Source organism: Roseivivax lentus (genome assembly GCF_900156805.1).
Classification (GTDB): Bacteria; Pseudomonadota; Alphaproteobacteria; order Rhodobacterales; family Rhodobacteraceae; genus Roseivivax; species Roseivivax lentus.
In genome coordinates this window covers 345,613-367,947 of sequence record NZ_FTOQ01000001.1, presented here as the reverse complement: position 1 = coordinate 367,947, position 22,335 = coordinate 345,613, and the positions used below count along the sequence as shown (strand labels likewise).

Sequence of the window (22,335 nt, the reverse complement as noted above, 5' to 3'; positions counted from 1 at the left end):
GTCCTGCTATGGCTCGGTCGGCGCGTCGTCCGGCTCGTCCCGCGCGAGGTCGCGGATGGCAATCGCCGTCTCCTGCGCCTTGGCGAGGGACCAGCGGACGCGGGTCGCATACTCCATCGCGCGGCCGGATAAAACGACCTGCAGCGTCCCGCGCGGCCGCAATCGCCCTTTTTCGAGGTAAACCGACGGCTCAAGCGTCAGTTCGGCGTCCGAATCGTGCCGGAACACCCAGATCTCGCCCGAGCGCAGCGCCATCGACACCGCGGCGCCGCCCAGATCGACCTCGGCATCGACCTCCGGATGCAGGTGAAAGCGGACCTGGAACGGCAGGCCCGACAGCGACACCGCATCCATGCGCCGGTCGAAGCGCGTCTTCTCGGCTTTTTCGACCGCGAGCAGCAGGTCCTCGCCCACCACGCCACGCCCGTCGAAGGTCATCTCCAGCGTGCGGGCATGGGTCAGCCCGTGGGTCGAGACGTAGCCGTCATGGGCCCCCTGGAAGGTCAGCCCGTCGCTTGCGCGGCTGATCTCGACCGGCACCTTGGTCGGCACGTCGACCAGCATCTCGCGCTTGGCCGCGCCGACGAAGCCCGCGGGCCCCAGCCGCGCCGAGGAATAGCCGTCGAGGCACAGCGTGGAATGCGAGGGCGTCGCCCGCCCCGCCTGACGCCAGGCTTCGCCGAAGACAGCGCCCGAGCCGCAATTCACGATGAGCGGGCGGCGGCCCGAGGTCAGCTCGAACGCGAGCGTCGAGGCATGGGCGTTGAACGACGCCGCGCCGGTGGGCGGAGGGGCGGCATCGACGATGAGGCTGGTGCGCCCCGCCGAGAGCCGCGCGAACCCCATGGCGAGGCCCGAGGCCTGCCGCTTGCGGATGCGCGATTCGGCCAGCGCCTGGTCGAGCCGCCCGTCGATCCCGCGCCCGCCGCCGTGAAACCGCGCCAGCCCGCCATCGGAATGGCGCAGCGCGCGCAGCGTCGGCGCGATTCGGGCGATGGCGGCCTCGTGGGCCTCGGCGGGGCGCTGATCGGCTTCCTCGAGCGCGCTTTGCGCCCAGGTCAGCAGCGTGAAGATCTCCAGAAGTTCGGCGGGATTGCGGGTGGCCACGCCGCCCTGCGCGTCGATCCGCGTCTCGCATTCGCGCCCCAGCGCGGCGCGGGCGGGCTGCGCCTCGACCTCCATGCCCTTGAGCGCGAGGCCGGCGTAAAGCAGCCCCGTCAGCGCCTCGAACCGGCCGAGGCCCGGCGCGCTGGCGGTCCAGCGGCGCGACAGGAAGATCGCGTGCGCTCCGAGCGCGGAAAAGAAGATCGCGCTTTGCTCTGAGGTCCGGCCCGAGAGCAGGAACAGCGCGTGATGAATGAGCCGGATCAGCCGCCGCCCCGCGAGCTCCGGCGTCCATCCCGGCCCGGTCCCACGCCCGTAGCGCGCGATCCAGTCCCAGACCCAGGCCTGCGCGGTGCGCCGGCTTTTCGGCTCGCCCACGGCCGCGAGATCGTCGAGCCAGTGAAAGCCGTGCAATTCCTCCTCGAAGGCGGCATCGGGCGCGTCGAGGGTCCAGGGCGAATGCCCCGGCGCCTGCACGAGATGCCCCGCGAACAGCAGGTTGCCCGCCGACAATTGCCGCCCGCGGGCGAAGGAGCCGACGCTGCGCGGTTCGGGGCGCGACACGAACCCGGTCGCGGCGCGCGTCCGGGCCGCACGCCTTGCATGATATCGGTTCAGCAGGCGGCTCGATTCGGCCTGCCAGCGCTCCAGAATGGACATGCCCTGCCTCTTGCGGCCCCTGCGGCCCGTCATTGGCCCCTGTGATACATTCTGACGCGGCGCAAGTCACCCGAGATTCAGGGCAGGCCGCGACCACTGGCGGGCCACCGCACGAAAAAGCGCCCGGGCCTTGGACCCGGGCGCCTCGCTGCGACCTTGAGAGTGGGAGAGTTACTCTGCTGCGGCCAGCTCTTTCGGCAGGCGGAAGGTCCAGAGCATGCCGCCCTGGTTGAGGTAGTTGACCTTCTTGGCCACCTCACCGCCCCAGAGCGGAACGGCGCCGCCCCAGCCGGAAATGATCGACACGTATTGCTCGCCGTCCTGTTCCCAGGTGATCGGCTGACCGACGATGCCGGAGCCGGTCTGGAACGACCAGACCTCTTCACCGGTGGCATCGTTGAGCGCGATGAACTTGCCCTCGGGCGTGCCGAAGAACACGAGGCCACCGGCGGTGGTCATGACACCCGACCAGAGCGGCGCGTCGTTCTTGTATTCCCAGACCACTTCACCCGCATCGGGGTCGATGGCCTTCAGGCTGCCGATATGGTCCTCGTAATTGGGCTTGATGGTGAAACCCGCGCCGAGATAGGCCGCGCCCTTCTTGTAGGTGATGGGCTCGTTCCAGATATCCATGCCCCATTCGTTCGAGGGCACGTAGAAGTTGCCGGTGTTCTGCGAGAAGGCCATCGGCATCCAGTTCTTGCCGCCGAGGAACGAGGGCGATGCGAAGATCACCTCGCCCTTCTGGCCGTCCGCCGCGGCGGCCGGATCGCCTGGGCGGTTGTCCTCGACGAAGATCGGGCGGCCGTTCTCGTCGATGCCTTCGGCCCAGGAGATGTCCTTGACGAAGGGCGTGGCCGAGACGAAGGCGCCGTCTTCGCGGTTCAGCACGTAGAAATAGCCGTTCCGGTCGGCGGTGGCGTAGCGCATGTTGCCGTCGCGGTCGGTATAGGCCACGACCTCGTTCACGCCGTCATAATCCCAGCCTTCGCGCGGCGTGGTCTGGAAGTGCCACTTGATCTCGCCGGTCGCGGGATCGATGCCGAGCCGCGAGGCGGCGTAGAGGTTGTCGCCGGCATTGCCGTCGGTGGGCGTGCCCGCATTGCGCAGGTGGCTGTTCCAGGGCGCCGGGTTGCCGGTGCCGAAGACCAGCGTGTCGGTATCGGCGTCATAGGAGCCGCCGAGCCAGGTCGCGCCGCCGCCGGTTTTCCACATGTCGCCCGGCCAGGTCGCGTTCAGCTCGCCGGTCATGGTCGATTCCTCGCCGTTGAGCGTGCCCATGTGGCCTTCGATCACCGGACGGGTCCAGACGAGCTCCCCGGTTTCGGCATCGCGCGCCTGCACTTCACCGACGATGCCGAACTCGCCGCCGGAATTGCCGGTGATGATCAGCCCGTTCACGATGAGCGGGGCCGCGGTGTAGGAATAGCCTGCCTTGTAATCGGCGATCTGGTCGCGCCAGACCACGTCGCCGGTCTTGAGATCGAGCGCCACGATGCGCGCATCGAGCGTGCCGAAATAGATCTTGTCGCCGTAGATCGCAGCACCGCGGTTCACCACGTCGCAGCAGGGCAGGATGCCTTCGGGCAGACGCGCGTCGTATTGCCAGAGCTCCTGGCCGGTCTTCACGTCGATCGCGTACATCCGCGAATAGGAGCCGGTGATATACATCACGCCGTCATAGATCAGCGGCTGGGTTTCCTGCCCGCGCTGCTTCTCGCCGCCGAGCGAGAAGGCCCAGGCCGGCACGAGGTTCTTGACGTTCTCGGTGTTGATCGTGTCGAGCGGCGAGTAGCGCTGCAGATGCCGGCCCATGCCGTTCGTGACGACCTGCGTCACGTTGTTCTGATCGTCGGCCAGCATGGCCTCGGTCACTTGCGCCTGCGCCGCCCCGGCGGCGGCCATGACGCTGAGCGTGACGGCTGCGATGAACTTGTTCATTCGGTCCTCCCTTGGATCCCTTCGGAAAGTCGGTCTCCCCCATCGCGCCTGAGCCATGCGGGCCGGTCTCCTCCGCTACCGAGTATGGGCAAAGGGGCGCGTTCGACATACGCCGCTTTGGTCGTAAGACTTCAATCCGCTTGACAGGCCGGGCGTCGCGATTCGGCGAAAGCCGGACACGCGGAACGCGCCGGGATCCCGGCGGCTTTCGGCTTTTGGGTCTGCGGGGTGGTCTTGTGGATCGGCGCCGCACCTCGTCAGGGTGTCGCGCGGGCCCCGGCGGCAGCGCGGGGCGATCCCTTCCTCGGATGCGCCAAAAGCGCCGCGAGGCGCTTGGCTTGAGCGGGGAAAGGTGGCGTCAGAAAAGCGGCGCGTATTTCCAGTTGTCGGCATCGGGCGTGACCTCGTCGAGGTCGTAATCCGCGCCCTGCAGACGTTGCGCGACCTTCAGCCCCTCGGCCGCGGCCTCGTCCACCAGCGCGCGGCCGCGGTCCACGTCCTGCGCCACCCCGTGGCCGCGGATGAGCGCGAGGCCGTAATTGAACTTGCCCACCGGATCGCCCAGATCCGCCGCCCGCCGGTCCCACTCCGCCGCGGCATCGGGATCGTAGGCACCGCCGAGCCCGTTATTGTCGAGCTGGCCCATCCAGGTCATCGCGCCGGTATAGCCCGCATTGGCGCAATTCTCGAAAAGCGCGCGCGCCGCGCCGTGCTTTCCGGACTTGGTCAGCATGTAGCCGGTGGAGCAGAGCACCATGCCGGTCTCGCCCTTCTCGGCGCGGTCGAGCATGGATTCCCATGTCATCTCGTCGGGATTGAGCGTGCCGTATTCATCGGCCGCCTCGCCCTCGGCCTGGGCCGGGGCTGCGAGCGCGACGAGCGCCAGCATCGCGGAAAGCATCGGGATCGGTCGCATGGGCGTCTCCTTTGACCAGATAACCTAGCCCAAAGATGCCGCCAGGTCAGCGCCGCCATGGTCGTAGTCCGGGGCAAGCCCCTGACATCCCACGCAAGAAAGCCGCGCGGACGGGGCCTCAGTCGGTCGGACGGAAGGCCGCGCCCCAGGGAAAGCGGCCGACCTTGATGGTCTTTTCCGCCTTGCGCGAGGCCACGTCGACCATGGTCACATCGCCCGAGACGCCGTTGGTGGTGAAGAGCTTCGAGCGGTCGGCATTGAAGGCCATGTGCCAGACCCGGCGGCCCACGAGGATGTACTCCTCGACCTCGTAGGTCTCGGCATTGACCACGGCCACGTGATTCGAGGGGCCGAGCGCCACGAAGGCGTGGCTATCGCCCTCGGTGAACTCGAAGCCCACGGGCTGGACGCGGTCGGGGTTGATCGAGGGGATCTCGAAGTCGATCTTGGCGATCTCGGCCTGGGTCGCGACGTCGAAGACCGAAATCGTGCCGCCGATCTCGGCCGAGACCCACAGCTCGGTGCCGTCCTTGATGAATTCCGCGTGGCGCGGACGCGAATCGACGAGCGTATTGGCCATCAGGGTCTGGCTTTCGGTGTCGATCCAATGGGCCATGTTGGTCGTCTCGGAGGTGGTGATGACGATGCGCCCGTCGGGCGAGACGGCCATGCCCTCGGGTTCGATCCCCACGTCGATCTGGGCGATCACGCGGCGCGTTTCGGTATCGACCACGGTGGTAATCGCGTCGTCCTCGTTGGCGATGTAGAGGCGGCGATTGTCCGGATGGAGCACGAATTGCTCGGGGTCTTCGCCCGAAGGCAGGTCGTGCAGGATCTCGCCCGTTTCGGGGTCCATGACCTGCACCGCGTCCGAATCGGAGGCGCAGATATAGAGCACGGAATAATCCTGCGCGAAGGTGATGCCGCGCGGACGCTCGCCGGTGGGGATGGTGCGGACCACCTCCAGCGTCTCGATGTCGATGACGCTGAGGGTGTTGTCCTTCTCGTTCGAGACCCAGATCTCGTCGGCAAGCGCGGGGGTGGCGATCAGGCAGGCGGCAAGGGGGGCGGCTAGTTTCATGGTGTCTCTCTGGCGATGAGGGCGGGAGCGAGGGGCCGGCCCCTCGCGCTCCCCGGAGGTATTTCCGGTCCGGCCGTGACAGGGCGCGGCTCTGCTGCACGGGGCGGATGGACGCCCGGGATCCGAACCCTGCGCGATGGGTCGAGTGGGGCGCGCATTGAGCAGGTCATTCGAAGGCCGTGCAGCCGGCTTCGCCGCGATCGAGGCCCAGCGTGTCAAGCTCGTTCACCTGGTGCAGGAAGCCCTCGAGCGGGGCCTGCGCCACCAGCGCGCGGGGATGCACGATGGGGATGGGCTGGCGCAGCTGACCGTTCCAGGGCCGGAAGGTCAGCGGGCGGCCGAGAAAGCCCGCCAGTTCGAAATCGGGGCCAAGCATGTAGTCGCGCAGCGTCGCGGGATCGGCGCTGCCGGTGCGGGTCACCGCCTCGCCGAGGCTGCGCATCGCGGCCCAGGCGGCATAGTCGCGGGGCAGCATCTGGCGGCCCGACGCTTCCTGGAAGCGCGATTGCAATTGCGCGGCGCCCCATTGTTCGACGACCGGCGCCCAGCCCTCCGCGGTCAGGCCCTCGGAGCCCGCGACGGGCCGGGGCGCCCAGGTGTTGTAGAGGATGTAGCGGCCGAAATCGTGCACCTCGTCGGCCACGAGCAGCACGTCGTAATCGCCGAGCGGCTGGGTCAGAAGCGGCACCTCGGCGGCGGCGGAGCGGCGCATATCCGCGTCGAAGGTCCAGTCGGTCTCGGCCTCGAGCCCCAACCCGAACTTCGCCAGCGACGCCCGGAGCGCCGCCGCATAGGCCTGGTCGGAAGTGTTCTGACCGGCGATGAGTGCGATCTCCTCCCAGCGCTTCTTCACGAACATCTGCGCCAGCGCATCGGCGCGCATGGCAAGGGACGGCACCGTGTGCAGCAGGTTCGCCCGGCAGGACCCGGCGCGCAGGTCGGTGGCTTCCGCCGAGACGTTGATCAGAAGCGCGGCACTGCCGGCGGCCTGCGCCGCATCGGCGGCGGCGAGGATCTGCTCGGCGGGCGCGTCGAGCAGCACGAACGCGTCCGTTGCAAGCCGGTCCGCGACCGCCGCCGCCCAATCCGCGCCGGGGGCGACGTCGACCAGTTCGAGCGACCAGTCCTGACCGAGAAAGCGGCCGGTCGTCGCGTTGTCGGACAATCCGAGGGCCGCGCCCGCGGGGCCGCGATCCTCGGGCCGGGGGTCGAGATTGGACAGGGTCGGCGGCGGCGGCACCACCTGGCGCAGATAGGTGACCTCGACCGCGACCGGGGTCTGCGCCGCCGCGGCGGAGACGAAGAGCCCGAACGCAACCACGAGGCCGCGCAGAATGCCGTGCATGTGAAATCCTCCCGCAGGTCAGGCTACCGGAGCGCGCGGGACGGAAAATACGACCAATGTCGCGCCCCGGAGGCCGCCGAAAAGGACCAAAGTCCAATAGGGCGCAGGGCGGGCCGTGCCGTAGACCTGAGGGCGAGCAAATCCAATCCGACAGGCTCAACGGGAGGACCCCAATGACCACGATGATCCGTTCGACATTCGCAGCCACCCTGGCGCTGACCGCCGGCGTCACGCTGGCCTTCGCCCATGGCGACGTGGCCCCGCAGCCGGTGGACACGGGCACCCTGCCGACCCTGGGCGAGGAGTGGCTGACCGAGAACCCCTATCGCTCGGAAGCCGCCGGCGAAGAGGTCTGGGCAGAAGCCGTGCGCATCGGCGCCTCGGGCTACAACCAGAACTGCGCGCGCTGTCACGGGCTCGAGGTGATCTCGGGCGGGCTGGCGCCCGATCTGCGCTTCCTCGAGGCCGAGGAATACGGCGACGAATGGTATGTCGAGCGGTTCCGCGACGGCTACACGCAGAACGGCATCACCAAGATGCCGGCCTTCGGCGAGCTTCTGGGCCAGGAGGCCGCCTGGGCCATCCGCACTTATGTCGAAACCCGGCCCGATGGCGACAGTCTCGATGCCTTCGCGGACGAGCTGGCCGAGATGCGCGACACGCTGGAGGCGGGCAGCGCCGACGTGAGCGCCGCGCAGGCGCGGCTTGCCGAGATCGCGGGCGAGATCGAGACCCTGTCGGGCGCGCCGGTCGCCGACAGCATCGCCTACCGCGCCGCCGTGCAGCTGGCCGCGGGCGCGCCTCAGGACAAGGCGGCCGAAACGCTGACCATCGGCCTGTCGGCGGCGAACTGACCATGCGCCAGGTCCTTCGGGGTCTGATCATCGGCGCGGCGGCGGCCATCGGGCTGACCGCCGCGCCCGTGCATGCGGCCGACCCCTGCGCCGATTACGTGCCGCAGCCCAAGCCACAGAACACCGCGCGCGATTACGTCGGCCAGAGCATCGACGACATCCGCGAGCGCGGCTTCATGACCTTCGCGCTCTACGAGGATTATCCGCCCTATTCCTGGGAGGAGGCGGGCGCGCCGCGCGGCATCGACGTCGATCTCGCCCGTCTCATCGCGGAATTCGCAGGCGTCGAGGCGCGCTTCACCTTCATCACCGCCGGGGAGAACCTCGAGGCCGATCTGCGCAACCACATCTGGAAGGGCCCCGTGATCGGCGGCGCGGTGTCGAACGTGATGATGCGCGTGCCCTACGATTCGGCCTTCACCTGCCGGGTGGAGCAGGTGAGCTTCGGCGGCGTCTATGCCGAGGAAAGCATCGCCATCGCCTATGACAAGGACAGCTATCCCGAGGAAAAGCCGGTGCCGGCCTATTTCCGCTTCGACAGCGTCGCGGTGGAAAACGACGCCATCGCGGATTTCTACCTGTCGAATTTCGCCGGCGGGCAATTGCAGCCGGGCATCCGGCGCTACCCCACCATGGAGGGCGCGATGGCGGCCCTGCGCGCGGGCGAAACCATGGCCGCGATGGGCCCGCGCGGGCAGCTCGAATTCGGCGCCGATGCGGGCGTGGGCATCCACGAGCCGCCGCTTGCCGGTTTCGCGAAATCCCGCTGGAAGCTGGGCGTCGCGGTGCATTTCTCGTGGAAGCCGCTTTACTACGAGGTCACGGACGCGCTGTCGGCGGCGCTGGCCGATGGCCGCATCGCCGCGATCTACGAATCCTACGGGCTGACGCATCAGCCGCCCGAATGGTGACCCGGCGCGGATCGCAGCGCGCGGGCCGGGATCGCCCCGGCCCCGCGGGTGCTACTGCAGGTCGCTGAACGCCGCCTTCAGACGCTCCGCCGCCTCGATCACCCGGGCGCGCTGCGTCGCAATGTTGAAGCGCAGGAACGTCTCGCCGCCGGTGCCGAAGGTCGGGCCGTGATTGACGGCGATCTTCGCCTGCCGCTCCACCCGCTCCAGCACCTCCGCATGGCTCATGCCGGTGCCGTCGAAATCGACCCAGCTGAGATACGTGGCCTCGAGCGGCATGGAGTGCACGCCCGGAATTTCGTCGACCGCGGCATCGAGGATGCGGCGGTTCCCGTCGAGATACGCGCAGAGCTGATCGACCCATTCCGCGCCTTCCGGGGAATAGGCCGCCGTCACCATGCGCAGACCGAAAAGCCCCGGCGACATGCCGAGGCCCGCCATCCGCCGCGCGAAGGCCTTGCGCAGATCCGCATCGGGAATGATGACGTTGCCGATATGCGCGCCCGCGATGTTGAAGGTCTTGGTGGCCGCGGTCATCATCACAAGCCGGTCGCGGATGCCGTGATCCAGCGTGTCGAAGGCGATGTGGCGCTGGCCGGGCATCACCAGATCGGCGTGGATCTCGTCGGAGACGAGGATCAGATCGTGCCGCTCGGCGAAAGCGGCAACACCCTTCAGCTCCGCCTCGGTCCAGCAGCGCCCGCCGGGATTGTGCGGCGAGCAGAGGATGACCATCTTCTCGCGCCCGGTCATCAGCGCGTCATAGGCGTCGAAATCCATCTCGTAGCGGTCATGCGCGCGCACCAGCGGGCATTCCACCACCTCGCGGCCCGCGGACCGGATCACCCGCGCGAAGGCGTGGTAGACCGGCGTGAACAGCACCACGCCGTCGCCGGGCTCGGTCCAGGTATCGACGCACATGGCCGTGCCGTTGACGAGGCCATGGGTCGTGAAAATCCATGACGGATCGACCTTCCAGCCGTGCCGCTCCTGCATCCACCACGTGATCGCCGCGCGGTGCGCGTCATCCGGCCCGGGATAGCCGTAGACCCCGTGATCGAGCAGCGCATGCAGGCTGTCCTGCACCACCCGGGGCGGGCGAAAATCCATGTCCGCGACCCACATCGCGATCCCGTCCTCGGGCGAGACGCCATAGGCCTTCTCCATCGCGTCCCACTTGCTGCAGCCGGTGCCGCGGCGGTCGATGATCTCGTCGAAATTCACGGAAGGTCTCCTGCCAGCTTCGGGATGCACGCTAATGCGTGACGCGCCGGCGGCAAGCCTTGGCGCCGCGATATTGCACGGGCGCGCGCCATCGCCTACATCGCTTGCATGAAACGGCCAATCCTGATCCACCCCGATCCGCGCCTGAAAAAGGTCTGCCCGCCGGTCGACGACCTGTCGGACGAATTGCGTGCGCTTGCCGACGACATGCTCGAGACGATGTATGACGCGCCCGGGATCGGGCTTGCCGCGCCGCAGGTGGGTGTGTTGTCGCGGCTGATCGTTCTGGATTGCGAAAAGGGCGAGGATTCGGTGCCGAAGCCCACGGTGATGTTCAACCCCGAGATCAAGGCCGTCTCGGACGAGATGAGCGTCTACGAGGAGGGCTGCCTGTCGATCCCCGACCAATATGCCGATGTCGAGCGCCCGCGCGAGGTCACGGTCGCGTGGCTCGACCGCGACGGGAAGCTGCGGGAAGACACGTTCGACGGGCTTTGGGCGACCTGCGTGCAGCACGAGATCGACCACCTCGACGGCAAGCTCTTCATCGATTACCTGAAGCCGCTGAAGCGGCAGCTCATCACGCGCAAGATGCAGAAGCTCAAGCGCGAGATGGCCCGCGCGTGAGCAAGCGCGCGATCCTGACCTGGCCGGATGACCGGCTGTCGACGGTCTGCGCGCCGGTCTCGGCGGAGGATGACCTGGAAACGCTGGTCACCGATCTTTTCGAGACGATGTACGCCGCGCCGGGCCGCGGTCTTGCCGCGCCGCAGATCGGGCTTCTGCGCCGCGTCTTCGTCATGGATGCAGGCTGGAAGGACGGCGACATGTCGCCGCGCGCCTGCATCGATCCCGAGATCACCTGGTCCTCGGAGGAGACCGCGCGCAACGGCGAAGGCTGCCTGTCGATCCCCGGCATCACCGTGACGCTGGAGCGTCCCGCGCGCGTGCGGCTGGCCTACACGACGCCTGCCGGCGAACGGATCGAGACCGAGCTTGCGGGCGCCGAGGCGCTGATCGCCCAGCACGAACTCGACCATCTGGACGGGCACGTGACTTTCGACCGGCTGTCCCCCGAGGCGCGCGCCGCGGCGCTTGCGGACTACGCGGCGGCATGAGCCCGCGGCCGATCCTGCGCTGGCCCGACAAGCGTCTGCGGATGCAGGCCGCGCCCGTGGAAGCGATCACCGACGAGGTCCGCAGGATCTGGGACGACATGATCGACACGATGGAGGCGATGCCGGGTGTCGGCCTTGCGGCGCCGCAGCTGGGCGAGATGCTGCGCCTCGCGGTCGTCGACGCCTCCGAGACGCGCGGTCAGGCCGTGCGTCTGGCCAATCCCGAAGTGCTGCATGCCAGCGTCAAGCTGCGCGATCACGAGGAAGCCAGCCCATGCCTGCCGGGCGTCTCGGCCAAGCTGTCGCGTCCGCGCGCCGTGACCGTGCGGTTCATGGACGAGACCGGCGCGACGCGCGAGCAGGATTTCGTCGGGCTCTGGGCCACCTCGGTACAGCACCAGATCGACCATCTGGACGGCAAGCTCTTCGTGCACCGCCTGTCCAAGACCAAGCGCGACATGTTGATCCGCAAGGCGCTGAAGCATGGCTGAGAGGGCAGGCTCGGTCGCCATTCTCGGGGTCAAGGGCGGCCCCGCGATCCGGCCCGGATCGTCGATGCCGACCTCGCTGCTGGTCCGGATGGGCGGCGCGACGCTGCTCATCGATGCGGGTCTCGGCGCAGCGCGGGGCGTTTGCGATCAGGGCGTGGCACTGACCGCGCTCGACGGAATCGTCGTCACGCATCTGCATTCCGATCATTACCTCGAACTGGGCCCGCTTTTGCACACCGCCTGGACCGCCGGGCTGAAGCATCCTGTGCCGGTCTGGGGACCGCGCGGGCTGGCCGGTTACTGGCAGCATTTCCTCGCCGCGATGGCCTTCGATATCGACCTCAGGATCGCCGATGAGGGGCGCCGCCCGCTGGCCGATCTGGTGAACATCCACGAGATGCCCGAGACCATCGCGCTGGCCGGGCTGGAGGTGACGGCGGTTCCGAACCACCACCCGCCGCTCGGGGAAAGCTACGCGCTCAGCCTTGCCGCGGACGGCAAGCGCGCGGTCTTCTCGGGCGATACCGCGCCGTTTGCCGGGTGGGAAGACACCTGCCGGGGGGCCGACCTGCTGATCCACGAGGCGATGCTGACGGCCGGGGTCGAGGCCACGCTGGCCAGCCTGCCGCATTACGACGCGAAACTGCGAACGCATATCTTGCGCTCGCACAGCGAGGCGTCCGAGATTGGCCGGCTCGCCGCGGCGGCGGGGGTCGGGCATCTGGCCCTGATGCATTTCGTGCCCGAGGGCCTTGCCGGATTCGGACCGGAGGTCTGGGAGGCCGAGGTCCGGCGCTATTACGCGGGGCCGTTGACGCTGGCCCGCGACGGCCTGCGCCTGACGCTCTGATCCGCGCTCAGAGCGTCGCGGCCAGACGCACCCCCTGGTCGATCGCGCGCTTGGCGTCGAGCTCCGCCGCCACGTCCGCGCCGCCGATCACGTGGCAGGCCACGCCCTTGGCCTCGAGCGCATCGGCAAGGCTGCGCTCGCTCAGCTGGCCCGCGCAGAGGACGACCGTATCGCAGGCGATCACCTCGGGCCGCTCCCGCGCCTCGCCGTAGGAAATGTGCAGCCCCTCGGCGTCGATGCCCTCATAATTGACGCCCGCCTTCATCTCGACGGCCTTCATCTGCAGGCCCGCGCGGTGAATCCAGCCCGTGGTCTTGCCGAGCCGCTTGCCGGGCTTTTCCGCCTTGCGCTGCAGAAGCATGACCTGCCGCGCGGCGCGATCCGGTTGCGGCCCTTCGGGTGCCAGGCCGGAGCGTGCGACCTCGGTATCGGTCACGCCCCATTCCCGCATCCAGTCCGGCAGGCTTTCGGTGGGGCTGTCCTCGGTCACCAGGAACTCGGAGACATCGAAACCGATGCCCCCCGCGCCGATCACCGCGACGCGCGGGCCGACCTCGGCGCCGCCGCGCAGCACGTCGATATAGCTCAGCACATGAGGCGCGTCCTGGCCGGGGATCTGCGGATCGCGCGGGATGACGCCGGTGGCCACAATCACCTCGTCGAAGTCCTGAAGATCGTCGGCACGCGCCTCGGTACCGAGCCGCAGCGTCACACCGCGCACTTCGACCATATGGGCGAACCAGTCGACGAGGCCGCGGAATTCCTCCTTGCCGGGAACGACCTTGGCCATGTTGAGCTGGCCGCCAATCTCTTTCGCCTTGTCGAAGATCGTCACCGCATGCCCCCGCTCCGCCGCGGTCAGCGCCGCGGACAGACCCGCAGGCCCCGCGCCCACGACGGCCACGCGCTTCGGGCTGGCGGCCTTCTCGATCACGATCTCGGTCTCGAAGGCCGCGCGCGGGTTCACGAGGCAGGACGAGACCTTGCCCTGGAAGGTGTGGTCGAGGCAGGCCTGGTTGCAGGCGATGCAGGGTGCGATCTCGGCCGCGCGGCCCGAGGCCGCCTTGGTCACGAATTCCGCATCGGCGAGCCACGGACGCGCCATCGACACCATGTCGGCGCAGCCAGTCGCCAGCACCTCTTCGGCCACGCCGGGCGTGTTGATCCGGTTCGAGGTGATGAGCGGGATGCCAACCTTGCCCATCAGCTTCTTGGTGACCCAGGCGAAGGCGGCTCGGGGCACCGAAGTGGCGATGGTGGGGATACGGGCCTCGTGCCAGCCGATCCCGGTATTGATGATCGTGGCCCCCGCCTCCTCGACCGCCTGGGCCAGTTGCACGACCTCCTCGAAGGTGGAGCCGTTCGGGACGAGGTCGATCATCGAGAGCCGGTAGATCAGGATGAAGTCGGGCCCGACGGCCTCGCGGACGCGGCGCACCACCTCGATCGGCAGGCGGATGCGGTTCTCGTAAGAGCCGCCCCAGCGGTCGGTGCGCTTGTTGGTGTGGGTGACGATGAACTGGTTGAGGAAATAGCCCTCGGAGCCCATCACCTCGACGCCGTCATAGCCCGCCTCGCGCGCCCGCGCCGCGGCGGTGGCGATATCGGCGATCTGCTTTTCGATCCCGGCCTCGTCGAGCTGCTTCGGCGCGAAGGGCGAGATCGGCGACTTGATCGCCGACGGGGCCACGCATTCGGGCCCGTAGGCGTAGCGGCCCGCATGCAGGATCTGCATCGCGATCTTGCCGCCGCCCTCGTGCACGCGGTCGGTGACCATGCGGTGATTGGCGAGGTCCTGATCGGTGAAGAGGCCCGCCGCACCGGGGAAGACGCCGCCTTCGCGGTTGGGCGCCATGCCGCCCGTCACCATCAGCGCCGCGCCACCATGGGCGCGGGCCGCGTAAAACTCGGCCACGCGGTTCCAGTCGCCCACCTCTTCGAGATTGGTGTGCATCGAGCCCATCAGGACGCGGTTCTTCAGCGTCGTGAAGCCCAGATCGAGCGGCGCGAGGAGATGGGGATAGTCGGTCATGTGAAGCCTCCCTGGTTGCGGGCGACTTCACATGAGCATGGGGCGGGTGTCAGCCGCAACGTCGCGTCAAAGGCGAGGAGAGCCCGCCCGGGCTCGAGGAGCGGCTCCTCCGCCCGTGCGGGCGTCCTCGCCTCAGCTTTTCATGCTGTCCCAGAAGCTCTTCACCGATTTGAAGAAGGACTTCGATTCGGGATTGTTGTCCTCGCTCATCGCCTCGAACTCGCGCAGCAGGTCTTTCTGCTTCGAGGTCAGGTTCACCGGCGTCTCCACCGCCAGCTCGATGAACATGTCGCCCGGCGCGCCGCCGCGCAGCGACGGCATGCCCTTGCCGCGCAGCCGCATCTGGCGGCCGGATTGCGATCCTGCGGGGATCTTCACCCGGCTGCGCCCGCCGTCGATCGTGGGCACCTCAATATCGCCGCCCAGCGCCGCGGAGGCCATGGAGACGGGCACCCGGCAATGCAGGTTCACGTTGTCCCGCTCGAAGATCGGGTGATCGGCGACGTCGATGAAGATGTAGAGATCGCCCGGAGGTCCGCCGCGGAGGCCCGCCTCACCCTCGCCCGCGAGCCGGATCCGCGTGCCGGTCTCGACCCCCTTGGGGATGTTCACCGACAGCGCGCGCTCCTTCTCGACGCGGCCCGCGCCGTGGCATTCCTTGCACGGGTTCTTGACGATCTGGCCGAGCCCCGAACAGGTCGGGCAGGTCCGTTCGACCGTGAAGAAGCCCTGCGTCGCGCGCACCTTGCCCATGCCGGAACAGGTCGGGCAGGTCGTGGGCTCCACGCCGCCTTCGGCGCCCGAGCCCTTGCAGGAGCCGCAGGCCACCGAGGTCGGCACGTTGATCGTCTTCTGCAGGCCCTCGAAGGCCTCCTCGAGAGTCACGCGCAGATTGTAGCGCAGATCGGCCCCGCGGGCCGCCCGCTGGCGCGCGCCACCGCCGCCGCCGCGGCCGCCCATGAAATCGCCGAAGAGGTCGTCGAAGACGTCCGAGAAGGCCGAGGCGAAATCGCCCTGACCGCCGCCGAAGCCGCCGCCGGGACGGCCGCCACCGCCGCCCATGCCGCCGTCGAAGGCCGCGTGGCCGAAGCGGTCATAGGCCGCCTTCTTCTCGGCATCCTTCAGGACGTCATAGGCCTCGTTGGCTTCCTTGAACTGCGCCTCGGCATTGGGGTTGTCGGAATTGCGGTCGGGATGCAGCTCTTTCGCCTTCTGGCGGTAGGCTTTCTTGATCTCCTCCGCCGATGCACCCTTGGACACGCCCAGCACGTCGTAATAGTCGCGTTTGGACATTCATGTCCTCCTGACTTTGTCGGAACATGAGAGGGCCGGCCCGGCATCCGGACCGGCCCCAAACTCGGGTTCCGGGCGGGTCTCAGCCCTGCTTGCGGTCTTCGCCCAGATCCTCGAAATCGGCATCGACGATGTCCTCGTCGGACCCACGCTCGCCCTGGTCGGCCTCGGGCTGGGTGTCGCCTTCGTCGGCCTGGGCCTTGTAGATCGCCTCGCCCAGCTTCATCGACGCCTCGGTGACGTTCTGGATGCCCGACTTGATCTTCTCGGCATCCTCGCCCTCGAGGTCGTCCTTCAGCGCGGCGACGGCCAGTTCGATGGCTTCGACCGTGGTCGGATCGACCTTGTCGCCGTGATCCTCGACCGATTTCTCGGTGGCGTGGATCAGGCTCTCGGCCTGGTTCCGGGCCTCGACGAGTTCGCGGCGCTTCTTGTCGGCATCCGCGTTCTCCTCGGCATCCCGCACCATCTTCTCGATGTCCTCGTCGGACAGACCGCCCGAGGCCTGGATGGTGATCTTCTGCTCCTTGTTGGTGCCCTTGTCCTTGGCCCCGACGGAGACGATGCCGTTGGCGTCGATGTCGAAGGTCACCTCGATCTGGGGCATGCCGCGCGGTGCCGGCGGGATGTCCTCGAGGTTGAACTGACCGAGCATCTTGTTGTCGGCCGCCATCTCGCGCTCACCCTGGAAGACCCGGATGGTCACGGCGTTCTGGTTGTCCTCGGCGGTGGAGAAGATCTGGCTCTTCTTGGTCGGGATCGTGGTGTTGCGGTCGATAAGACGGGTGAACACGCCACCCAGCGTCTCGATGCCGAGCGACAGGGGCGTGACGTCGAGAAGGACCACGTCCTTCACGTCACCCTGCAGCACGCCGGCCTGGATCGCAGCACCCATGGCCACGACCTCGTCCGGGTTCACACCCTTGTGCGGCTCCTTGCCGAAGAACTTCGTCACTTCCTCGACGACCTTGGGCATCCGGGTCTGACCGCCGACGAGCACGATCTCGTCGATATCAGAGGTCGAGAGACCCGCATCCTTCAGCGCGGCCTGGCACGGCTTGATCGACGCCTTGATGAGATCGCCCACGAGGCTTTCGAGCTTCGCGCGGGTCAGCTTCATCACCATGTGCAGCGGCTGGCCGTTGGCGCCCATCGAGATGAACGGCTGGTTGATCTCGGTCTGGGACGCCGAGCTGAGCTCGATCTTGGCCTTCTCGGCAGCCTCTTTCAGGCGCTGCAGGGCCATCTTGTCCTTGGTCAGGTCGACATTGTTCTCTTTCTTGAACTCGTCGGCCAGGTAATTGACGATCCGCATGTCGAAGTCTTCACCGCCGAGGAACGTGTCGCCGTTGGTGGACTTCACCTCGAAGAGGCCGTCGTCGATTTCGAGGATGGTGACGTCGAAGGTGCCGCCGCCGAGGTCGTAGACCGCGATCGTCTTGCTGTCCTTCTTGTCGAGGCCGTAGGCGAGCGCCGCCGCCGTGGGCTCGTTGATGATGCGCAGCACCTCGAGGCCCGCGATCTTGCCCGCGTCCTTGGTGGCCTGACGCTGCTGGTCGTTGAAATAGGCCGGAACGGTGATGACCGCCTGGGTCACCTCTTCGCCGAGATAGCTCTCGGCGGTCTCTTTCATCTTCTGCAGGATGAAGGCCGAAATCTGGGAGGGCGAATACTTCTCGCCGCGCGCCTGAACCCATGCGTCGCCGTTGCCGCCGTCGATGATCTCGTACGGCATGTTCTTCTTGTCCTTGTTCAGATCGGAATCGTCGAACCGACGGCCGATCAGACGCTTGACGCCGAACACGGTGTTTTCGGGGTTGGTCACGGCCTGCCGCTTGGCGGGCTGGCCGACGAGGCGCTCTTCTTCGGCGAAGGCCACGATGGACGGGGTCGTCCGCGCGCCTTCGGAATTCTCGATCACGCGCGCCTGGCTGCCGTCCATGATGGCGACGCAGCTGTTGGTGGTGCCGAGGTCGATACCGATCACTTTACCCATGATTTCGATCCCTTCTTGATTCAAGGCGATGTCCCGAGAGGAAGACCCGTTCCGGCATTCTCCCCCCGATTTTCGATGCGTGACCCGGGCGGGCGCCCTGATCACGCGGTCGTGGGGTATATAAGAAGCGGGTTTTGGGGCTGCAAGCGCCGCGACGGGAAAGAATGCGCGGATTGTCGAGATCGTCTCGGGGGGTTTTCCTCGGCGCTGGCCTGACGCAGCATGCGGGCATGACCGCCCCCGTCCTTCTGCGCGATGTCGCGATCCACCCCGAATTCCTCAGCCGCGCGGAGCAGGAACGGCTGGTGGCGGACCTGCGCGACTGCCTGCGAGTGGCGCCGCTGGTCACGCCGGTGACGCCGCGCGGGCAGAAGATGTCGGTGGCGATGTCGGCGGCTGGCCGCTTTGGCTGGGTCACCGACCGCAAGGGCTACCGCTACGAGGAGCGGCATCCCTCGGGCGCGCCCTGGCCGCCGATTCCCGACCGGGTGCTGGCGATCTGGGAGGCGGTCTCGGGCAGCGCGCAGCGCCCGGAATGCTGTCTCATCAACTGGTATGGCGAAGGCGCGCGGATGGGCCTGCACCAGGACCGCGACGAGGCCGATTTCAGCCATCCCGTGGTGTCGATCTCGCTCGGGGACGACGCGCTTTTCCGGATCGGCAACGACAGGCGCGGCGGCAAGACCGAATCGATCTGGCTGAAATCCGGGGATGTGGCGGTGATGGGCGGCGCGGCGCGGCTGCGCTTTCACGGGGTGGATCGCATCCGCTTCGGATCCTCGACGCTTCTGCCGAAAGGCGGGCGCATCAACCTGACCCTGCGGGTCGTGCGCTAGTTCGGCGCCACCGAGCAGCAGCCGGAATAAAGCGTGTCGCCCAGCAGGAAATCCGCCGTCAGCCCGTAGAGCCGGTCCGACATGCCGTCGCTGCATTCCGCCCGGCCCATGACGAGGATGGCGCGGTCGCCGCCTGCCTCGCCCGCGAAGGCGTAGCGGTCTGGACGCCCCGACGCGCGCGTGCGCAGCGTGATCGGCCCCGAGACGAGGCCCTTGTCGAAGAGCTGGAAGTCGAAGACGTCGGCGGCGAGGTCGAGCGACCAGAACGGCTCCGTTCCGAAGCAGGTGCGCGGCGCCGGCAGGCCGTCCGCCCATTGCCCGCCCTGGCGCGCGAGAAAGGACAGCGACGCCCAGCCGGACCGTTCGTCGGTGTTCACGCGGCCCCAGCCGTTCTCGATCGCGGTCACCTCGATATCGGTGGCGGCGGGGCCCAGGGCGCCGATCTGCGCCGCGGAGGCCGCGGGCCCTTCGCGCACGTTCAGCACATCGTCCGAGGCGACACCGGTCACGTCGTAAAGCGCGGGCAGGTCCTGCGCGTGCAGCGGCGCCGCGAGCCCCGGGGCCAGACCCAGGACAAGCCCGAGGACCAGACCCGTCGCGGGCATCGCTGCGGCCCGCCTGGTCACCGGCGCGCGCCCCAGGAAACGGAGATGTTTCGGCGTGTGTAGAATTCGAGCATGAGACCCACCATGACCAAGGTCACCATAACCCAAAGCACGTATTCGAGCGAGGAATTCCTCGGCCAGTAGTTCAGGAAGGCGTAGCCGCGCGCCTGATCGATGGCGTGAAAGAGCGGGTTCCAGTCGAACATCGCCAGCATCTTCGGCGGCAGCATGTTGGCCGCGAACATCTTGCCCGAGGCGATCATGTTGGCGCGGGCATAGATCGTCGTCACCATGCCCACCGGGACCGGCGCCCAGGGGGCCGCGGCCATGAAGACCATCCCCACCGCGGCACCCGATCCCCAGGCCACGAGCAGCATGCCATAGGCCTTGGCCGGCTCGTGGATCGAGGCGATGGCACCGGGCGCGAAGACCGTGTCGTAGATGAATAGGATCAGCACCATCGTGATGGTCTGGGTATAGAGCGTCGACAGCATCGCCGAGAGGATCGTGACGAAGGTGTTCATCGGCGCGTGCAGCATCATCGGACCAAGCGCGTTGCCCGCCGCGCGCACCGCCCCCATCGTCTTGATATGGCTCATGTAGAGGAACACGCCGGACATGATGAAAACCATGTAATCGCCGCGGATGGGCGCCGAACGCATGCCCAGAAGCTGGAACATCGCGTAGAAGGCTAGGGTGAAGATGACCGTCTGCGCCATGTTCATCACGATCGCCATGAGCGCGTTGTTGTGGCCCTGCCGGACCGAACGGGCGGCATTGTGGTAGATCAGCTCGGCGATCTGCAGCGCGCCCGCCGCCTTGTTGCGTGGTTTGTTGGCTTCGAACATGGGGCCTGCACTGCTTCCGGTCGGGATGGCCATCATTGCTTGCGGCCATCTGTTTCGCGCAGCATAAGTTCTGGGCGATTTCAAATCAATGAACGCGACGATTGTGCCGCGGGGAAGGCGAGAGTTTGAATTATTCCGAGTTGACGAAAATCATGCGCAAGCTGGCACTGGAGGCCGGCGACCGGATCATGGAAATCTACAATGCCGACGATTTCGACGTGAAGACGAAGTCCGACGCCTCCCCCGTGACTGAGGCCGACGAGGCCGCCGACGCGCTGATCTCGGCGGGGCTGCGCGAGGCGTTTCCCGATGTCGCGCTCGTCACCGAGGAACAGGCCGACAGCCACGGCCAGGATGTCTCGACCTTCCTGATCGTCGATCCGCTCGACGGGACCAAGGAATTCATCAACCGGCGCGGGGATTTCACCGTCAACATCGCGCTGGTCGAAGACGGTCTGCCGACGCGGGGCGTGGTCTACGCGCCCGCCAAGGGACGGATGTTCTACACCGACAGCGTGGGATCCTCGGTCGAGGAGGAAGGCCCGTTCGATCATGACAGCCCCGGCGAAACCAAGCCGCTCAAGGTCACCGATCCGAACAATTCCGCGCTGATGGTCGTCGCCTCGAAGTCGCATCGCGACCAGGCCACCGACGATTACATCGGCCGGTACGAGGTGAAGGACATGACCTCGGCGGGCTCGTCTCTGAAATTCTGCCTCGTGGCCACCGGCGAGGCGGATCTCTATCCCCGGCTCGGACGGACGATGGAATGGGACACCGCCGCGGGTCACGCGGTGCTCGCCGGTGCGGGCGGGCGCGTCGTGCGCTTCGACGATCACGGCACGCTGACCTATGGCAAGCCCGGTTTCTCCAACCCGTTCTTCATCGCCTACGCCCCGGGTGTCGAGCTGAAGAAGGGCTGAGCCCGCCATGCCGACCGGACCGGTCAGCGTCGTCGTGGTCAGCCGGGACCGGCCCGAGGCCCTGGCACGCTGCATCACGGGTCTGGCCCAGCTTGATCATGCGCCTTTCGAGGTGGTGGTGGTCGCCTGCCCGGCGGGCCTTTCGGCCATCGCCGCGCATCCCAAGGCGGACGAGATCAAGACCGTCGCCTACGACCTGCCCAACATCTCGGCGGCGCGCAATCGCGGGATCGCGGCGGCGGCGGGCGACGTGGTGGCCTTCATCGACGACGACGCGGTTCCGGAGCCGTCCTGGCTGACGCGGCTGACAGCCCCCTTCGAGGCGCCCGAGGTTGCCGCCTCGGGCGGCTTCGTCATCGGCCGGAACGGATTTTCGCTGCAATGGGGCGCGGGCACGGTCGATGCGACGGGCACGCGCCACCCGCTGCAGCTTGAGGGCGAGGCGCCGGCGATCCTGCATCCCGCCGAAGGCCGCGCGATCAAGACCGAGGGCACCAACATGGCCGTCCGACGCGATGTGCTGGCAGCACTTGGCGGGTTCGATCCGGCCTATCGCTTCTATCTCGACGAAACCGACCTGAACATGCGCCTCGCGAGCGCGGGCGTCGCCACCGCGCTGGTGCCGCTGGCCCGCGTGCATCACGGCATGGAGGCCAGCGCGCGCCGCTTTGCCGACCGCACGCCGCGCGACCTCACCGAGATCGGCGCCTCGAAGGCGGTGTTCCTGCGCCGTCATGCCCCGCCCGAGACGCATGCGGCCGCGCTCACCGCCTTTCGCGCCGCCCAGTGCCGGCGGCTGCTGAGCGCGATGCAGCGCGGCCCCCTCGATCCCGGCGACGTGGCGCGGCTGATGCGCGGGCTGGGCCGGGGCATCAAGGCCGGTCTGGCGCGCGAGCTCTCGACGCTGGGCCCGCTGCCCCGCGCGGCCTCGGGGTTCCTGCCCTTCAGCGCGGCGCCGGGCGCGCCGCACCGGCTGATCGCCGGACGGCCCTGGACCCGCGCGGCCTGCGAGGCCGAGGCGCGGGCCGCCCGCGAGGCGGGCGACACGGTGACCCGGATCACCCTGTGGCCCACCGCGCATTATCACCGCCTGCGCTTTCGCGCCGATGGCATCTGGGCGCAGGAAGGCGGGCTGTTCGGGCGCTCGGATCGCGACGCGCCGCTCTTCCGGCTCTGGACGTTCGGCGCGCGCATTGACCACGAGGCCACCCGATTGCGCCGCTTTCGCGCCCTCGAGTGATTGTCTAGGATGATTTCAACCACGGGCCCGCATCGGCGGGTGTATTCCTTCGAGCCACAAGATACGG

Annotated in this window: 20 protein-coding genes; 9 read left to right on the top strand and 11 right to left on the bottom strand. The window is 67.8% G+C overall.

Annotation, left to right across the window (positions count from 1 at the left end; translation table 11 throughout):
• Window positions 1-6 precede the first annotated feature (6 nt).
• The 5 genes from BW990_RS01690 to BW990_RS01670 all read right to left on the bottom strand — a co-directional run bounded on the left by BW990_RS01690 (window position 7) and on the right by BW990_RS01670 (window position 7,047).
• Window positions 7-1,764 (bottom strand): heparinase II/III family protein, encoded by a 1,758-nt coding sequence (locus tag BW990_RS01690; protein WP_076444356.1) that lies wholly within the window; start codon window positions 1,762-1,764, stop codon window positions 7-9.
• Window positions 1,765-1,935: 171 nt separating this feature from the next.
• Entirely contained in the window at window positions 1,936-3,705 is a 1,770-nt protein-coding gene (locus BW990_RS01685) for a PQQ-dependent methanol/ethanol family dehydrogenase (protein WP_076444354.1), read from the bottom strand.
• Window positions 3,706-4,063: 358 nt separating this feature from the next.
• Window positions 4,064-4,621 (bottom strand): tetratricopeptide repeat protein, encoded by a 558-nt coding sequence (locus BW990_RS01680; RefSeq protein ID WP_234990134.1) that lies wholly within the window; start codon window positions 4,619-4,621, stop codon window positions 4,064-4,066.
• A 118-nt stretch (window positions 4,622-4,739) separates the two neighbouring features.
• A complete protein-coding gene (locus BW990_RS01675) occupies window positions 4,740-5,702 on the bottom strand; it encodes a YVTN family beta-propeller repeat protein (protein ID WP_076444352.1) in 963 nt (320 codons plus the stop codon).
• Between the two features lie 166 nt (window positions 5,703-5,868).
• Window positions 5,869-7,047 (bottom strand): ABC transporter substrate-binding protein, encoded by a 1,179-nt coding sequence (locus BW990_RS01670; RefSeq protein ID WP_076444350.1) that lies wholly within the window; start codon window positions 7,045-7,047, stop codon window positions 5,869-5,871.
• A 182-nt stretch (window positions 7,048-7,229) separates the two neighbouring features.
• On the opposite strand from BW990_RS01670, the gene pedF reads away from it, so the two are divergent.
• Both pedF and BW990_RS01660 read left to right on the top strand, forming a co-directional pair.
• Window positions 7,230-7,901, top strand: a complete 672-nt coding sequence (gene pedF / locus BW990_RS01665; protein ID WP_143526059.1) for a cytochrome c-550 PedF — start codon at window positions 7,230-7,232, stop codon at window positions 7,899-7,901.
• A gap of 2 nt (window positions 7,902-7,903) precedes the next feature.
• Window positions 7,904-8,812: a substrate-binding periplasmic protein gene (locus BW990_RS01660; protein WP_076444346.1), complete on the top strand. Its 909-nt coding sequence runs from the start codon at window positions 7,904-7,906 to the stop codon at window positions 8,810-8,812.
• Window positions 8,813-8,863: 51 nt separating this feature from the next.
• Here the strand turns inward: BW990_RS01660 and BW990_RS01655 are convergent, their stop codons facing one another.
• Window positions 8,864-10,036: a MalY/PatB family protein gene (locus BW990_RS01655; RefSeq protein WP_076444344.1), complete on the bottom strand. Its 1,173-nt coding sequence runs from the start codon at window positions 10,034-10,036 to the stop codon at window positions 8,864-8,866.
• A gap of 108 nt (window positions 10,037-10,144) precedes the next feature.
• Here BW990_RS01655 and def (BW990_RS01650) point away from each other — a divergent pair, with 108 nt between their 5' ends.
• From def (BW990_RS01650) to BW990_RS01635, 4 genes are read left to right on the top strand one after another with little or no spacing between them, the layout of a single operon-like run.
• Entirely contained in the window at window positions 10,145-10,663 is a 519-nt protein-coding gene (gene def / locus BW990_RS01650; RefSeq protein WP_076444342.1) for a peptide deformylase, read from the top strand.
• A complete protein-coding gene (def, locus tag BW990_RS01645) occupies window positions 10,660-11,154 on the top strand; it encodes a peptide deformylase (RefSeq protein WP_076444340.1) in 495 nt (164 codons plus the stop codon). Before def (BW990_RS01650) ends, def (BW990_RS01645) begins: the two co-directional genes overlap by 4 nt.
• The gene (gene def / locus BW990_RS01640) at window positions 11,151-11,645 is read left to right on the top strand and encodes a peptide deformylase (RefSeq protein WP_076444338.1); all 495 of its coding nucleotides are present in this window, start codon (window positions 11,151-11,153) and stop codon (window positions 11,643-11,645) included. Before def (BW990_RS01645) ends, def (BW990_RS01640) begins: the two co-directional genes overlap by 4 nt.
• Entirely contained in the window at window positions 11,638-12,495 is an 858-nt protein-coding gene (locus BW990_RS01635) for an MBL fold metallo-hydrolase (protein WP_076444336.1), read from the top strand. Before def (BW990_RS01640) ends, BW990_RS01635 begins: the two co-directional genes overlap by 8 nt.
• Before the next feature lie 7 nt (window positions 12,496-12,502).
• Here BW990_RS01635 and BW990_RS01630 read toward each other — a convergent pair whose 3' ends face one another.
• The 3 genes from BW990_RS01630 to dnaK form a co-directional block, all read right to left on the bottom strand.
• Window positions 12,503-14,527, bottom strand: a complete 2,025-nt coding sequence (locus BW990_RS01630; RefSeq protein ID WP_076444334.1) for an NADPH-dependent 2,4-dienoyl-CoA reductase — start codon at window positions 14,525-14,527, stop codon at window positions 12,503-12,505.
• Window positions 14,528-14,659: 132 nt separating this feature from the next.
• Complete coding sequence (dnaJ, locus tag BW990_RS01625) at window positions 14,660-15,820, bottom strand: molecular chaperone DnaJ (RefSeq protein ID WP_076444332.1); 1,161 nt, start codon at window positions 15,818-15,820, stop codon at window positions 14,660-14,662.
• 82 nt (window positions 15,821-15,902) lie between these two features.
• Window positions 15,903-17,816, bottom strand: coding sequence for a molecular chaperone DnaK (dnaK, locus tag BW990_RS01620; RefSeq protein ID WP_076444330.1), 1,914 nt, complete (start codon window positions 17,814-17,816; stop codon window positions 15,903-15,905).
• A gap of 230 nt (window positions 17,817-18,046) precedes the next feature.
• Between dnaK and BW990_RS01615 the strand changes: the two genes are divergently transcribed.
• Entirely contained in the window at window positions 18,047-18,652 is a 606-nt protein-coding gene (locus tag BW990_RS01615) for an alpha-ketoglutarate-dependent dioxygenase AlkB family protein (protein ID WP_076444328.1), read from the top strand.
• Here BW990_RS01615 and BW990_RS01610 read toward each other — a convergent pair.
• Both BW990_RS01610 and BW990_RS01605 read right to left on the bottom strand, forming a co-directional pair.
• Complete coding sequence (locus tag BW990_RS01610) at window positions 18,649-19,257, bottom strand: COG3650 family protein (RefSeq protein WP_076444326.1); 609 nt, start codon at window positions 19,255-19,257, stop codon at window positions 18,649-18,651. The two genes, BW990_RS01615 and BW990_RS01610, sit on opposite strands and share 4 nt — an antisense overlap.
• Window positions 19,258-19,274: 17 nt before the next feature.
• The gene (locus tag BW990_RS01605) at window positions 19,275-20,105 is read right to left on the bottom strand and encodes an ABC transporter permease (RefSeq protein WP_076444324.1); all 831 of its coding nucleotides are present in this window, start codon (window positions 20,103-20,105) and stop codon (window positions 19,275-19,277) included.
• A 125-nt stretch (window positions 20,106-20,230) separates the two neighbouring features.
• Between BW990_RS01605 and cysQ the strand changes: the two genes are divergently transcribed.
• Window positions 20,231-21,028 carry a 3'(2'),5'-bisphosphate nucleotidase CysQ gene (gene cysQ, locus BW990_RS01600; protein WP_076444322.1) on the top strand — a complete coding sequence of 266 codons (798 nt, stop codon included), beginning with the start codon at window positions 20,231-20,233 and terminating at the stop codon, window positions 21,026-21,028.
• A gap of 7 nt (window positions 21,029-21,035) precedes the next feature.
• Window positions 21,036-22,268, top strand: a complete 1,233-nt coding sequence (locus BW990_RS01595) for a glycosyltransferase family 2 protein (RefSeq protein ID WP_076444320.1) — start codon at window positions 21,036-21,038, stop codon at window positions 22,266-22,268.
• Window positions 22,269-22,335: the final 67 nt, after the last annotated feature.